The 15,409-nt window shown below is 36.8% G+C and carries 12 protein-coding genes; 9 read left to right on the top strand and 3 right to left on the bottom strand.

Features of this window, described 5'->3' with window-relative positions:
* Positions 1–173: 173 nt before the first annotated feature.
* Positions 174–1,478: an ornithine--oxo-acid transaminase gene (gene rocD / locus LB454_RS13035; RefSeq protein ID WP_224465120.1), complete on the bottom strand. Its 1,305-nt coding sequence runs from the start codon at positions 1,476–1,478 to the stop codon at positions 174–176.
* 199 nt (positions 1,479–1,677) lie between these two features.
* Between rocD and LB454_RS13030 the strand changes: the two genes are divergently transcribed.
* The 4 genes from LB454_RS13030 (at position 1,678) to LB454_RS13015 (ending at position 5,821) form a co-directional block, all read left to right on the top strand.
* On the top strand, positions 1,678–3,117 hold the full coding sequence (locus LB454_RS13030; RefSeq protein ID WP_224465119.1) for an SLC13 family permease: 1,440 nt from the start codon (positions 1,678–1,680) through the stop codon (positions 3,115–3,117).
* 70 nt (positions 3,118–3,187) lie between these two features.
* The gene (rlmD, locus tag LB454_RS13025; RefSeq protein ID WP_224465118.1) at positions 3,188–4,603 is read left to right on the top strand and encodes a 23S rRNA (uracil(1939)-C(5))-methyltransferase RlmD; all 1,416 of its coding nucleotides are present in this window, start codon (positions 3,188–3,190) and stop codon (positions 4,601–4,603) included.
* On the top strand, positions 4,600–5,109 hold the full coding sequence (locus LB454_RS13020; protein ID WP_224465117.1) for a DUF6452 family protein: 510 nt from the start codon (positions 4,600–4,602) through the stop codon (positions 5,107–5,109). The genes rlmD and LB454_RS13020 overlap by 4 nt, the downstream gene beginning before the upstream one ends.
* Entirely contained in the window at positions 5,057–5,821 is a 765-nt protein-coding gene (locus tag LB454_RS13015; RefSeq protein ID WP_224465116.1) for a DUF6048 family protein, read from the top strand. Before LB454_RS13020 ends, LB454_RS13015 begins: the two co-directional genes overlap by 53 nt.
* Before the next feature lies 1 nt (position 5,822).
* On the opposite strand, the gene LB454_RS13010 is transcribed toward LB454_RS13015, so the two are convergent.
* Positions 5,823–6,977 (bottom strand): THUMP domain-containing class I SAM-dependent RNA methyltransferase, encoded by a 1,155-nt coding sequence (locus LB454_RS13010; RefSeq protein ID WP_224465115.1) that lies wholly within the window; start codon positions 6,975–6,977, stop codon positions 5,823–5,825.
* A gap of 96 nt (positions 6,978–7,073) precedes the next feature.
* On the opposite strand from LB454_RS13010, the gene LB454_RS13005 reads away from it, so the two are divergent.
* The 5 genes from LB454_RS13005 (at position 7,074) to LB454_RS12985 (ending at position 14,268) form a co-directional block, all read left to right on the top strand.
* Complete coding sequence (locus LB454_RS13005) at positions 7,074–7,739, top strand: ZIP family metal transporter (RefSeq protein WP_224465114.1); 666 nt, start codon at positions 7,074–7,076, stop codon at positions 7,737–7,739.
* Positions 7,740–7,819: 80 nt separating this feature from the next.
* A complete protein-coding gene (gene lpdA, locus LB454_RS13000) occupies positions 7,820–9,211 on the top strand; it encodes a dihydrolipoyl dehydrogenase (protein WP_224465113.1) in 1,392 nt (463 codons plus the stop codon).
* 68 nt (positions 9,212–9,279) lie between these two features.
* Positions 9,280–10,077: a TrmH family RNA methyltransferase gene (locus LB454_RS12995; RefSeq protein WP_224465112.1), complete on the top strand. Its 798-nt coding sequence runs from the start codon at positions 9,280–9,282 to the stop codon at positions 10,075–10,077.
* 22 nt (positions 10,078–10,099) lie between these two features.
* A complete protein-coding gene (locus LB454_RS12990; protein ID WP_224465111.1) occupies positions 10,100–11,800 on the top strand; it encodes a M23 family metallopeptidase in 1,701 nt (566 codons plus the stop codon).
* 11 nt (positions 11,801–11,811) lie between these two features.
* Positions 11,812–14,268 (top strand): TonB-dependent receptor, encoded by a 2,457-nt coding sequence (locus LB454_RS12985; protein ID WP_224465110.1) that lies wholly within the window; start codon positions 11,812–11,814, stop codon positions 14,266–14,268.
* Here the strand turns inward: LB454_RS12985 and LB454_RS12980 are convergent.
* Positions 14,254–15,408: a cysteine desulfurase family protein gene (locus LB454_RS12980; RefSeq protein WP_224465109.1), complete on the bottom strand. Its 1,155-nt coding sequence runs from the start codon at positions 15,406–15,408 to the stop codon at positions 14,254–14,256. The two genes, LB454_RS12985 and LB454_RS12980, sit on opposite strands and share 15 nt — an antisense overlap.
* Position 15,409: the final 1 nt, after the last annotated feature.

The raw sequence follows: 15,409 nt of genomic DNA, 5'->3' as shown, positions 1-15,409 counted from the left end.
TCACACTCAAAGGACGAAGTAGAAAAATGAACGAAAATAACTAAAGCTTATCACCGAAAAAGCTTAAAACTAGCAGCATTAAATTCAGAATAAAACCGATGCATTAGCTTTTAAAACAAAAAAACCTCAATCTTTAAATTGAGGTTTTAATTTATAAATGGTGGATTCAAATTTTACTTTTCAAAATCCTTCAAAGTTGTGGTTATGATATTCACACACTCCATCAATTGTTCTTCTGTAATCACCAATGGTGGTGCAAAACGGATAATGTTACCGTGGGTTGGCTTGGCTAGAAGGCCATTTTCTTTCAAGGCCACACAAATATCCCAAGCCGTTGAACTGTCTTCGGAATCGTTGATAACGATGGCATTGAGCAATCCACGACCTCTTACGAGTTTTACGATGTTATGGTCGTCAATGAATTTATTCAATTCACTTCTGAAAAGGTCTCCAAGACGTCTGGCGTTTTGGGCTAATTTTTCGTCTTTCACTACTTCTAGAGCTTCCATCGCCACAGCTGCAGCCACAGGATTTCCACCAAAAGTAGAACCGTGCTGACCTGGCTGAATCACGTTCATCACTGCGTCATCTGCTAGTACTGCAGATACTGGATAGGCGCCACCAGATAAGGCTTTACCAAGAATCAACACATCTGGTCGAGAGTAGGTGGCTTGTCTTTCACAGTGGCCCTGGCAATCGCATTTTCCACATACGGCCAGTAAAGCCCCTGTTCTGGCAATACCTGTCTGAATTTCATCTGCCATGAATAGCACATTATGTTCGTTACAAAGTGATTTGACTTTTGGAATAAAATCATCTTCTGGAGTAAAGACACCGGCTTCACCCTGGATCGGTTCGATTAAAGCTCCTGCGATATTTTTGTTCTCTTTAAGCACTTTTTCAAGAGCTTCAGCATCGTTGTAAGGCACTTTGATGAAGCCTGGTGTGTAAGGACCAAAGTTTTTTCTCGCACCTTCATCATTACTAAAGGAAATGATAGTTGTAGTTCTTCCGTGGAAATTATTTTCAAAAACTATGATTTGAGCTTCTGTTTCTGGGATGCCTTTTTCTTCATACGCCCATTTTCTACAGATCTTGATCGCTGTTTCAACCGCTTCTGCCCCACTATTCATAGGAAGGAGTTTATCAAACTGAAAATATTCGGTGGCATATTTTTCATACACTCCCAACACATTGTTGTGAAACGCTCTGGAAGTTAAAGAAATGGTTTGTGACTGCTTGTGCATGGCCTCCACAATTCTAGGATGGCAATGTCCTTGATTGACTGCTGAGTAAGCAGAAAGAAAATCATAGTATTTTTTTCCTTCGACGTCCCAGACGTGTACACCTTCACCTTTCTTTAAAACTGCTGGTAAAGGGTGATAATTGTGTGCTCCATGTTTATCTTCAAGATCGATGGCCTGTTGTGAAGATTTCACATCATCCACTCTCAATTTATCTATTGTATCTACTGACATATCTTGTATTTTTAAACGATTTTTACAAAAATAAGGATTCGAGCGACCATAAAAAATTATTAACCAATCCTTAGGTCAATTTAGTTTCAGTTTAAATAAGTATTTAATTATCAAATACTAAAGAGTTAATTAAATAATTTTAAACCTTATGATTAAATATTAAGAATGCTATAAATTGGCTTTTAAAATATTGTAAACAATGTATCAGGATTCTAGAAGGTATTCAAAAAAGATCCTTAGTAAATTTAATAGAAAAATTTCTGAACGACTGAACTGGAAAAGTCGCTCTCTTCAGTTTATTCTTAGCTTTCTTCTCGCACTTGCATTGACGTATTTGATCAAGGAAGAGAGTTTTACTGAAGGTCAGACTTCAGTATTATTTATCTTATTGTTTGCCATCGGTCTTTGGGTCACAGAGGCCATACCTCCTTTTGCTGTTGGGATTTTAATCATTGGCTACCTGGTGTTTACAATGAGTAATCTTGAGACTGAAAATGTGACTCAATATTTACAAACATGGTCTGACTCGGTTATCTGGTTGTTTCTGGGTGGTTTTTTTATAGCTGAAGCCATGAAAAAAACTGCATTAGACCAAAGCTTATTGAAAATGATAGTAGCAAAACTTGGGGAACAACCCAAATTTATACTTCTTGGGTTAATGCTCATTACTGCATTTCTTTCTATGTTAATGAGTAACACTGCAACTACTGCTATGATGATCGCAAGCATTGCCCCCATCACCTTTAGTCTTGGCAAAAAAGCCCCGCTCACCAAGGCTTTGTTAATTGGAATTCCTACAGCTGCTGCTATTGGTGGAATGGGGACCATTATAGGTTCCGCTCCTAATGCCATAGCTGTGGGTGCACTAGAAGGAGTCGGTATCAAAATTAGTTTTTTAGAATGGATGCTCATTGGCATCCCCGTTGCTGTGGTTCTTATTTTCACGTTTTGGATAGCACTCCTAAAAAAATATCAAATCAGAAATAAGCCTTTGGACTTAAGTTTTTTACAAAAAACCAAGCAGGAAATTGATGAAAATATTTCTTCAACTCAAATTCGTGTATCGGTAATTATCATTATGACGAGTTTACTATTTTGGCTAACATCACAATGGACAGGAATACCTGTGTCTGCAGTATCTGGAATACCTATAGTTGGATTCACCATGTTTGGAATTTTAGATGCGGATGATATGCGAAAACTACCCTGGGATACCTTAATGCTTGTTGCAGGAGGACTTGCTTTGGGACTTGCAGTGCAACAGCAAGGCTTAACTGATTACTTTATCAGCTTTATCAACGTTCAAGATATCAACTTTTACCTACTAGCAATATTATTTGCTTTTCTGAGTGTTATTTTTTCAAATATAATGAGCAATACAGCAACCACCACAATTATGGTTCCGCTTGCAATTTCATTTACCTTACTTATACCTGATGAATCGCCTAAAATAATTCCACTTATTATAGCCTTGAGCGCATCTTGCGCACTACTTCTACCTGTCTCAACCCCACCTAATGCTATTGCTTTCAGCACTGGAAATCTAGAGCAATCAGACTTTAGATTTGGCGGTGTATTAATAGGAATTCTGGGACCAGTACTGGTAAGTCTTTGGGTAATTTTGATCTATTTTTTCTAGACTATTTTTAAGCGCCAAAAGAAATCAAATTCAATAAGCTGTATTTAAAACATTACTTTATTTTTGCCTCATGGCAAGAAGAAAAAATTCGAAAAAAACCTTCGAGAATGTTGAAGTTCTTGATGCAGGAAGCAAAGGAAAAGGTATAGGAAAAGCCAGCGATGGAAGGGTTTTGATTATAGACCAAGTTGTTCCTGGCGATGTGGTAGATGTTACAACTTATAAAAAGAGAAAATCTTATTACCAGGCAAAACCTCATCGGTTTGTAGAATTATCTCCAAAACGAACCGAACCTGTTTGTCAGCATTTTGGCGTTTGCGGTGGCTGTAAATGGCAAAATATGGCTTATGAGCATCAACTGTATTACAAAGAAAAAGAAGTCCTCGAAAATTTAAAACGAATTGGAAAAGTTTCTATCCAAGAAACCAAGCCCATCTTAGGAAGTAAGGATATTTACTTCTACAGAAATAAAATGGAATTTTCCTTCAGCAACAGCCGTTGGTTAACTGAATCTGAAATTTCAAGTGGAGTGGATATTCAAGACAAAAATGCACTTGGTTTTCACATTCCCGGGATGTGGGATAAGATTTTAAATCTTGAAAAATGCCATCTACAGGAAGATCCAAGTAATGCTATCAGGAATAAAATAAGAGATTTCGCAACTGAAAACAATCTTGAATTCTTTAACCCAAGAGAACAGGTTGGCTTGCTGAGAACCTTGATGATAAGAACAAGTTCTACTGGAGAATTCATGATATTGATTCAGTTTTACCAGGAAAATAAGGCTAAACGCGAACTTCTGTTGGATTACATCATCAAAGAATTTCCAGAGGTGACTTCCCTGCAATACGTCATCAATGAAAAAGGAAATGACACCATTTATGATCAAAAGGTCATAAAATACTTTGGTCAGGATTTCATATTTGAAGAAATGGAAGGCTTAAAGTTTAAAATCAATGCCAAGTCTTTTTATCAGACCAATTCAGATCAAGCTTATGAATTGTATAAGATTGCCAGAGAATTTGCAAATTTAAGTGGTGACGAACTTGTTTATGATTTATATACAGGGACTGGGACTATTGCTCAATTTGTAGCCAAAAAAGCCAAGCATGTAGTCGGTATAGAAGCTGTACCCGAAGCTATTGAAGATGCCAAAGCCAATGCTCAACTAAACGGCATAGAAAATACTTCTTTTTTTGCCGGTGATATGAAAAAGATCTTCACATCAGGCTTTATAGCAGAGCATGGGCAACCCGATGTTATTATTACCGATCCTCCAAGAGAAGGTATGCATAAAGATGTAGTAGAACAAATACTAAATGTGAAACCAAAACGTATTGTATATGTGAGTTGCAATTCCGCAACTCAGGCTAGAGATCTTCAATTGATGGATACGCTGTATCAAGTTGAAAAAAGCCAGGCTGTAGATATGTTTCCACAAACACATCATGTCGAAAATGTCGTCTGCTTAAGATTGAGAGAATGAAAAAAATACTGCTCACTTGTTTATTTTTTTTGATTGTAATTTCACTAGTTGTTTCTTGTGAAAGGGATGATATTTGCGCAGAAGCAACTCAAACTACTCCAAAACTGGTCATCGAGTTCCTTAATGCAGATGGCACAGGAAGGTCTCAAAGTGTTATTAATCTAGCAGTGAGAGAAGTAGGAAGGGATTCAAGTGATGTTTTTAGAGTATTCAATTCTACATCAACTATTGAGATACCACTTAAAACTAATGCTATTGAAACCAGTTATGTATTCAACTTGAATTCTTTAGGAGATACAGGAGGGCTTACGGACACTCTCACTTTCTCTTATGCCACTGAAAGGTTTTACGTCAACAGAGCCTGCGGATTCAGAGTGAATTTTATAGATTTTAGAGCTAGATTAGAAAATCAAGCTGACAATCCAGACAGCTGGATACAGAGAATAGAAATAAATGAAAGAATTATTGAAAATGAATCTGAAACTCATCTGTTTATATATTATTAGTATTCTTTTCTTTTTCTACTCTGCCACCAGTATTGCTCAGGAGGATGGGGATGCAGACTATGAACAGGTAAGTGATTCTATCTTTTACAAAGATAAATACGGGCTAACAGTGAGCTTAGATTTAAGTAGGATTGGCCAGAGCTTTTGGGATTCAGAGTATCAGGGAATAGAACTTGCTGCCGATTATAGATTTTCTGAAAACCTTTATATAGCGGGGGAATTAGGAAATGAAAAAGCTACTTACGATAATGAAAACCTCCTCAACGAAACGGATGGGAGTTATATAAAGCTTGGAGTGAACTATAATGTTTATGACAACTGGATTGGCATGAATAATCTCATTTATGTAGGATTTCGATATGGATTTGCCACTTACTCACAAAACTTACAAAGCTTCAGAATTTATACCACCGATGATTATTTCCCACCAGATGTAAGAGACGAAAATACCACCTTTGGAAATCTCACAGCCAATTGGGTAGAATTACAAGCAGGGCTAAGAGTCAATATTTTTGGAAATTTTTTCCTTGGCGCACACATACAACTAAAGAACATGATATCAACAACTGATATTCAAAATTTTGACAACCTCTATGTGCCAGGATTTCGAAGAACTTTCGATAATTCCAGTATTGGAGCTGGCTGGGGTTATTCTATAAGTTATTTGATTCCTATATATTCTAAAACTAAAACGCAGGCAGTAGACAATTAATTTACTGTTTGGCTGCTTTTTTAGAACCTTCGTAAATTTGATAATTTAAAAGCCTGGATTCTAGTTTTGCGTTATACAACTTGATTTTTCTCGATGGCCTTAAACCTACATGCTTTATGGCCTCCAAATCTGCAACAATAAACCAGGCGGAAGTGCCAGGATAATTTTGCTTTAAGGTATCTCCTATTTTGGCATAAAACTTTGGAATATCTACATCCAGTCTAACGCCGTAAGGTGGATTGAAAACCATATGCAAATGCCGTTCTGAAGTCTTGAACGATTCGAAAAAGTCTTGACGCTTCACTTCTATAAATTCAGATAGATTGGCATTTTCTATATTTTGTATTGATTTTTCTACTGCTGAAGGTGCTTTATCGTAGCCTTTTATTTCAAAATCAAAAGAGCGTACTTTTTTTAAAGTAGAGTCTTTAATAATTTCGAAGAGGTCTTCATCGAAGTCATCCCATTTCTGGAAAGCAAAGTGTTCACGATTGATGTTTGGAGGAATCCTGCAGGCAATCATCGCTGCTTCAATAAGTAAGGTTCCACTCCCGCACATAGGATCCAAGAAATCACACTGCCCAGTCCAACCTGATTTTAAAAGCAGACCAGCAGCCAAAACTTCGTTGATAGGCGCAATATTAGTTGCTGTTTTATATCCTCTTTTAAAAAGAGGATCTCCAGAAGTATTTAAACTTATTTCGCAATTTTCTCTATCGATGTGCACACTCACCTGGCAGTCTGGTCGATCGGTATCGATATTAGGTCTAGACTCAAATTTATCCCGAAACCTGTCCACGATGGCATCTTTGGTTCTAAAAACAACATACCGTGAATGTGTGAATATTTCTGAATTTACTGTAGATTCAACGGCAAAAGTCCCATTTTTATCGATCAAATTTTCCCAGGCAAAGGCATTAATTTTCTTGTAAAAATCTTCTTCGTTATAAATTTTGAAACTGAAAATTGGTTTCAAGATGCTTATAGCGGTTCGAAGACTAAGGTTGGCTTTGTACATAAATCCAAGATCACCAACGAATGACACGTGTCTGACCCCTTTCTGGATATCCATTGCTCCCAGTTCTCTTAGTTCTTTAGCAAGTTCATCTTCGAACTCATAAAGACACTTAGCAATCATTTTGAAATTATTTTCCATAAAGAAGATATTTTGGAGTGCAAAAATACACTAATTTTGCACCCTAAATTTTTGAAACAAGATTTTAGGCCTTCAAAATTGAATTAAATCATTTTTATGAACATACTATTGCCAATTGTTGCAGTACTTCTCGGGTTTGGGATCTCATACTTTGTATATCAAAAATCGGTTACAATCAATCTTCTACTAGCTTTTAGTGGATCATTTTTACTTTCGGTAACCGTCCTAGAATTTCTTCCGGATATATATACTAGTGGAGAAAAATCGATTGGTATTTATATTTTGGGAGGGATTTTGCTTCAGATTATTTTAGAGTATCTATCTGGTGGCGCAGAACATGGACACTTTCATCTTTCAAAAGAAAAAAAAGACTTCCCTTTCGTTTTATTTATAAGTCTCTGTATTCATGCATTTCTGGAAGGAATACCCATACATGGCAATGATCATTTACTCTATGCGGTTATTGTGCACAAGGTACCAATCGCCATCATTATTGCCTCATTCCTATTCAATACCAGTTTATCAAAATTTAAAATTATCTTTTTCCTTCTAGTCTTTGGACTCATGACTCCTCTGGGCAGTTTTGTTCAGGCCAATACTGATTTGCTAGACGGGATTGCTATTTACTTAGATGCCATAGTCATTGGTATCTTCCTGCATGTCTCTACAACCATTTTATTTGAATCTTCAAAAGATCATAAATTTAATATCTATAAGTTTGGTATTATCGTTTTAGGGATTGTGCTGGCTTTAGTCCTTTAAATAAGACAAGCGTTTTAAGTGCAGAATTTGTGGATTATTCTTAATTTAGCGCTTTTAAAAATCTTAGCAAACAAAATGTTATGAGTAAATACGATATTATAGTTTTAGGGAGTGGACCTGGAGGATATGTTGCTGCCATAAGAGCTTCTCAACTCGGTTTCAAAACAGCCGTAATTGAGAAAGAAAGTTTAGGTGGAGTATGTTTGAATTGGGGGTGTATCCCAACCAAAGCTTTATTAAAAAGTGCACAAGTTTTTGAATATTTAAATCATGCTGAAGATTATGGTTTGAGTGTAAAAAATCCAGATAAAGATTTTACAAAAGTTGTCAAACGTAGTAGAAGTATTGCTGAAGGCATGAGTAAGGGTGTTCAGTTCCTGATGAAAAAGAATAAAATTGACGTCATTATGGGACATGGAACACTTAAAAAAGGTAAGAAAGTTTCCGTGAAAGATGATAAAGGAAAAACGACTGATTATGAAGCAGACCATATCATCATTGCCACTGGAGCCCATTCCAGAGAACTTCCAAATTTACCACAAGATGGTAAAAAAGTTATTGGTTACAGAAAAGCAATGACACTAGACAAGCAACCAGAATCTATGATCGTTGTAGGATCTGGAGCTATCGGTTCTGAGTTTGCCAGTTTTTATAACGACATGGGAACTAAAGTTACTTTGGTAGAATTTCAGCCAAACATTGTTCCACTAGAAGATGAGGAAGTGTCAAAACAATTTGAGAGAATATATAAGAAGAAAGGCATAAAGGTGATGACCAATTCTTCTGTTGAAAGTGTAGATACTTCTGGCAAAAAAGTAAAAGCTACGGTTAAAACCAAAAAAGGAGAAGAAGTAATTGAGGCTGATATCGTACTGTCTGCTGTTGGTATCAAAACTCACATCGAAAACATTGGACTTGAAGAGGTTGGCATCAAAACCGACAAAGATAAAATCACTGTAAATGATTTTTATCAGACCAATGTTCCTGGTTACTATGCCATAGGTGATGTTACCCCTGGTCCTGCACTAGCTCACGTAGCATCGGCTGAAGGTATTCTTTGTGTTGAAAAAATCAAAGGAGAAAAAGTAGAGGCTCTGGACTACAGTAATATTCCAGGTTGTACATATTCAAACCCTGAAATCGCGAGTGTTGGAATGACAGAAAAGCAAGCCAAAGAAGCTGGATACGATATCAAAGTTGGTAAGTTCCCGTTCTCTGCTTCAGGAAAAGCAAGTGCCTCTGGTGCAAAAGACGGCTTTGTAAAAGTAATTTTTGATGCCAAATACGGTGAATGGTTAGGTTGCCATATGATTGGTGCTGGTGTTACAGACATGATTGCTGAAGCAGTTCTAGGTAGAAAACTAGAAACTACAGGTCATGAAGTCTTAAAAACAGTCCATCCACACCCTACCATGAGTGAAGCTGTTATGGAAGCAACTGCAGATGCATACGGTGAAGTAATCCACCTCTAGTACTTAAGATTTAATTACATTTGAAGCTTCTGAAAGTCAAATTTCAGAAGCTTTTTTAGTTCATCATTATGAGGAAACATATTTCAAGCCTTAGTAATCCGCTCATCAAGCATTTGCTTTTGCTTCAGAAGAAATCAAAACATAGAAACAGCTACAATGAGTTTGTCATTGAAGGCGTTCAGGAATTGAGTTACGCCATTGAAGCAAAGTATATACTAAAGCAGATTTTAATATGCCCAGACCTTTATGAAAATGAGGTTGTTTTAGAAAATTCCGAATATGAAATTATAGAGATTTCTAAAGAAATATTTGAAAAGTTAGCTTACAGAAGCACCACTGGTGGTGTCATAGCCATTGCAGAAAGTCGAAATTCGTCTTTGAAAGATCTAAAGTTTAAAACCAACACCCCACTTATTTTGGTTGCAGAAGCTCCAGAAAAACCTGGAAATATTGGTGCTTTGTTAAGAACTTGTGATGCTGCAAATCTGGACGCTGTTATTATCGCCAACCCTAAAACAGATCTCTATAACCCAAACATTATCCGTTCCAGCGTCGGGACAATCTTTACCAATTCAATTGCAACGGGATCAACTTCAGAAATAATTGATTTTCTAAAAAAGCATAATATTCAAATTTTTGCCGCTGCACTTCAAGAGTCGACCTCATATCTGAAAGAAGACTTTTCTAAACCTTCTGCTATAGTTGTAGGAACTGAACATGAAGGTCTCTCTGAAAGCTGGATATCTCAGGCTTCAAAAATCATAAAAATACCGATGGAAGGAAAAGTTGACTCTTTAAATGTCTCAGTTTCTGCAGCAATCCTTATTTTTGAGGCTAAGCGACAACGTTTAAATTCCAAACTATAATTTTTTAAAAATATAAGCCTGCATGCGTCTTCAATTTCTCATATCCATTCTTGCTTTATGCACACAATTTATTCAGGCGCAAGAAGATATCCCTCAGGATTATTTTAAAAAGCCTCTTGACATTCCACTCTTGTTGTCTGGTACATTTGGAGAATTAAGGTCAAATCATTTTCATGCAGGAATCGATATAAAAACTAAAGGTGTAACTGGGTTACCCGTCAAAGCTTCTGCTGAAGGCTATGTAGGGAGAATTAAAGTTCAGCATGGTGGATATGGAAAAGCTTTATACATTTATCATCCAAATGGGTATCAAACTGTATATGCACATCTGGATAATTATGCCCCAAAAATTCAAGAACTAGTTAAATCAACTCAGTATAAAAAGGAATCTTATGAAATTGAGCTTTTTCCTTCGGCTTCAGAATTAAAAATTGAGCAGGGAGAAATCATAGGATACAGTGGCAACTCTGGTTCTAGTGGAGGACCTCATTTACATTTTGAAATTAGGGACTTCAATTCAAAACCTATGAATCCTTTTTTGTTTGGTTTTGAAGAAGTAAAAGATTCAAAAAAACCACAGATTTTTGCTTTACATGCCTACCCCCTTGGCTCAGAATCACATATTAATGGAAGTAGGGATCGCGTTCAATTAAAACTAGTTCAACGAAGTGATGGCACCTACAAAACTGACCCTATCAATGCCTTTGGAACCATAGGCTTTGGAATAGATGCTTACGATATATTGGATCTGGCTTACAATAAAAACGGAGTTTATTCTGTAAAAACACTCCTCAACGGTAAACCTGTATTTGAGAATACCTTTGATAAATTTTCATTTTATGAAACTCGATACATCAACCGTCTCATTGACTTCGAATATTACAATAAAAATAGGAGGAGAATTCATAAGCTTTTTGTAGAATCAAATAATCCGTTGAGCGTTTATAAAGATGTATACGATAAGGGTATGGTTGGTATACAAAAAGATAATTTGGATCAAAATTTTGAAATTTTGGTATCAGATTTTAAAGGCAACACTCAAAGTATATCTATTCCCATAAAAACGGATTTTAAAGAAGATTTACCTGCTAAAAAAATTATTGAAACCGAATATTTTGCCAAAGCTAATGCGGCTAGTGTTTTTGAAGAAGGAAAAGTTGATATTTATATTCCTAAGAATGCCCTTTATGAAGATACCTATCTCGATATCAATATTGAAGGCTTAAGTGTAGATTTACACAAATTCACAACCCCATTGCACAAATCGATTACTTTAGGCTTTGATGTAAGTCAATTTGCATTAGAAGACCAAGCAAAACTGTATATTGCTCAAGTAACTTCCTGGGGAAGCAAGTATTATGTAAACACTTACAGAAAGAAAAACAGGCTCACCACCAAGACCAATCAGTTTGGTACATATAAATTATTTGAAGATAAGACCCCACCGAGTATAAAGCCTAAAAATTTTAAAGACAAACAATGGATCTCTAATTTCAGATTTCTGGAACTTGAAATTGAGGATGCTGAAACTGGAATCGAGAGTTACAGAGCTACAGTAAATGGAGAGTTTATCTTGATGGAATACGATTACAAAACCAAAACGCTTACTCATGACTTCAACGATGGAAAAATATCGGATACTAAAAATGAATTAAAAGTCGTTGTTACTGATAAAGTGGGAAATACTGCTATATTTGAGGCAGAGTTTTTCAGAAAAAACTAATTCCATAAAGCTTGAAATACGTTTACATACTTCTATGTTTGACCTTTACAAATGCTGTTTTTTCGCAAACTGCAACTGTACAGGGAATCATCTTCGACGAAAACAACAATACCGTTCCTTTTGCAAACATCAGCTCATCTGATGGCGGAACGGTTTCCAATGCTAATGGATTTTATAAGCTTAAAATCCGAGCCAATCAAACAGAACAACTCAAAATTTCATATGTAGGATTTCAGCCTATTACTTTAAAGTTGAACCTAAAAACCAATCAGGTAGAAGAACTCAATTTTGTCTTGAAAACCAATGTTGAGCAAATCGGCGAAGTTATTTTGCAAAATGAAGGCAGAGCGAGAGTTGAAGGGGTTACAACGCTCAACCCAGAAACCATAAGGAAAATACCAGGTGCCAATGCCGGTGTAGAAAACCTATTGAAAACTCTTCCAGGAGTGAATTCCAACAACGAGTTGAGCACGCAGTATTCTGTAAGAGGCGGGAACTTTGATGAAAATCTGGTCTATGTCAATGATATTGAAATCTACAGACCTTTTTTAATAAGAAGTGGTCAACAGGAAGGCTTAAGTTTTGTCAATACGGATTTGGTAAGAAATGTAGAGTTTTCTGCTGGAGGTTTTAAAGCCAGGTATGGAGATAAGATGTCTTCAGTTTTGGATATAGAATACAGAAGGCCCGTCAGTTTTGGAGGAAGTTTTGAAGCCAGTTTTCTTGGTGGAAGTGCTTCAGTGGAGGGAGTCTCAAAAGACAAAAAACTTTCTGCTATCGTAGGCTTGAGGTACAGGGACAACTCTCTTTTTGTAAATGCTAAGCAGGTAGAAGCCAATTTCAGACCCAGGTTTGCAGATGTTCAAACCTTTCTAACTTATCAATTCAGCCCTAAATTTGAATTAAGTTTTTTAGGTAATATAGCTGTGAACACCTACAACTACGAACCTTTTACAAGACAAACCAATTTTGGTACGATAGACGATCCTCAGGCTTTACTCGTGTTTTACGAAGGTGAAGAAGAAGATATTTATGAAACTTATTTTGGGGCTTTCAAGGCAACTTATAAACCAAATGAAAACTATACAGGAAAACTCATTGCTTCAGCATATCACACCAAAGAGCAAGAACATTTTGATATTCTAGCCAATTATAGACTTGGAAGTGTTAGTACAGATTTTGGCGACGGGAATCTTGGTGAAGTCGAATTTACTGAAGGTGCTGGTTCGCAATTTACTCATGCCAGGAATAATCTGGATGCATTAATTTTTAATGTACAGCACTTAGCAAGTCACCAAATAGACGAACACCTTATTGAATATGGAGCAAGATATTCTCATGAGGATATAAGAGATCGCTTACAAGAATATGAAGTCATTGATTCAGCTGGGTTTAGCATTCGGCCTCCACTACCCGATTTTGCAAACGACCAGCCTTACAATCCTTTTGACGCCCCTATTGAGCCTTTTATAAGTATAAGAGCTTTAAATTCAACCAAAATTGATAGGCTCACCGCTTTTCTTCAATGGAGTTACAGAACGAATCTTGGTAATTCCAAATTGTGGATGAATGCCGGAGTAAGGTCACAAGCCTGGAGAGTTTCTGGTCAGGATATTGAGTCTAAGACTCAGCAGGTATGGAGTCCAAGAGCACAAATTTCCCTCAAACCAGATTGGGATAAAGACATGTTATTTAGGCTTTCCGGCGGATTTTATCACCAGCCACCGTTTTACAGAGAACTGAGAGACTCCACGGGAACAGTGATTCCAACGGTTAAAGCCCAGGAATCTATCCACATAGTTGCAGGAAATGACTATAGCTTTAAGCTGTGGAACAGGCCTTTCAAATTGGTTTCTGAAGCTTATTATAAAAAATTAAATGATGTCAACCCGTATACGATTGAAAATGTAAGAATCCGCTATCGAGCCAGGAATGATGCTGAAGCTTATGCTTACGGGCTTGATATGAGGCTCAATGGTGAGTTTGTCCCTGGCACTGAAAGCTGGTTTAGCTTTGGCTATTTGAAAACAGAAGAACGACAAGGTGGAAGGGAATACATCTCCAGACCCACCGATCAGCGACTCAAATTTGCAGCACTATTTCAAGATTACGTGCCCAACATTCCAAAATTGAAATTATACCTCAACTTAGTTTATAACACAGGCTTACCAGGAGGCTCTCCTCAGTTTGAGGATCCTTATGATTTTCAAAATAGACTTCCGGATTACCAAAGAGTAGATGTTGGCTTTTTCTATGCTTTAAAAGAACCCAATGACAACTTCAGAAAGAATCATTGGTTGAATATTTTTGAAAATGTGGATGTTGGCTTTGAAGTCTTCAATATGTTTGATAGATTAAACTCCATCACCAATACTTTTGTGAGGGATGCTTCCTCTAGAAATCAATTTGCAATCCCTAATTTCTTAAGTCCAAGGGTTTTCAATCTCAAGCTTTCAGCTCGCTTTTGAAATTGCTAAAGTTTTTAATGTGGCAATGACATAATTTAATTCTTCCCTGGTAGTAAATTTAGAAAACGAAAACCGAATACCTGGATAATCCAAATCTTCACCGTAAACTTCATTCAAGACAAAAGAACCCAACTGAGACCCACTCTGACAGGCGCTTCCTTTGGAACAGGCGATGCCCTTTAAGTCTAATTGAAATAACATCATATCAGATTCTGAAGCTGAGAGTGGAATGCTCACATTCACCAGCGTGTAAGTGCTTTTCTCCAAATCACCAGAAAGGCCATTGAACCTAACCTCAGGAATTTCACTTTTCAACGTTTGGATAAAATGCCTTTTTAAAGACTTAATATATTCAGAGTCATCATTAAGATGCTGATAGGCCAGTTCCATTGCCTTTTGGAGGCCTACAATATTATGCACACTTTCAGTCCCAGCCCTTAGCTCACGTTCCTGTGAACCTCCGTGAATGAGAGGTTTTAAGTGATTTCTACTTTTAACATAAAGAAAACCAACACCTTTAGGGCCGTGAAATTTATGAGCACTTACGGCGATGAAATCTACAGGAAGTTCTGCAAGATTCATTTCGTAATGACCAACCGACTGTACGGTATCACTGTGAAAGTAGGCGTTATGTTCATGACATAACTCGCCCACTTTTTTTATATCTAAAATATTTCCTATTTCATTATTGATATGCATCAAAGATACAAGTGTTTTGGAAGTACTATCCTTCAGAAGATGCTCCAGGTGAGCCAAATCCACTGAACCCTCTTTATCCAAATTCACAAATTGAAGGTCTACTTTATGTTCAGCATTCATAAACTCCACACAATTTAAAACTGCGTGATGTTCAATTTTTGAAGAAATAATTCTAGTGACTCCAAGGTCCCTGACCGCACAGGAAATAGCCATATTATCGGCTTCTGTGCCTCCAGAGGTAAATACTATACTAGCAGATTGAACGTTTAAAAGAGAGGCGATAGATTTCCTTGCAGTTTCTACCGCAGCTTTAGCCTTTCTGCCAAAGGCATGAGTTGAGGATGGATTACCGAAATTGGATCTCATACTTTCATGCATAACAGATATCACCTGATCATCTATTTGAGTGGTTGCTGCGTTATCTAAGTAAACTGTATCCATT

It is taken from the genome of Psychroflexus montanilacus, from assembly GCF_020164535.1.
GTDB lineage: Bacteria > Bacteroidota > Bacteroidia > Flavobacteriales > Flavobacteriaceae > Psychroflexus > Psychroflexus montanilacus.
This window is presented reverse-complemented; position numbering and strand designations above follow the sequence as displayed.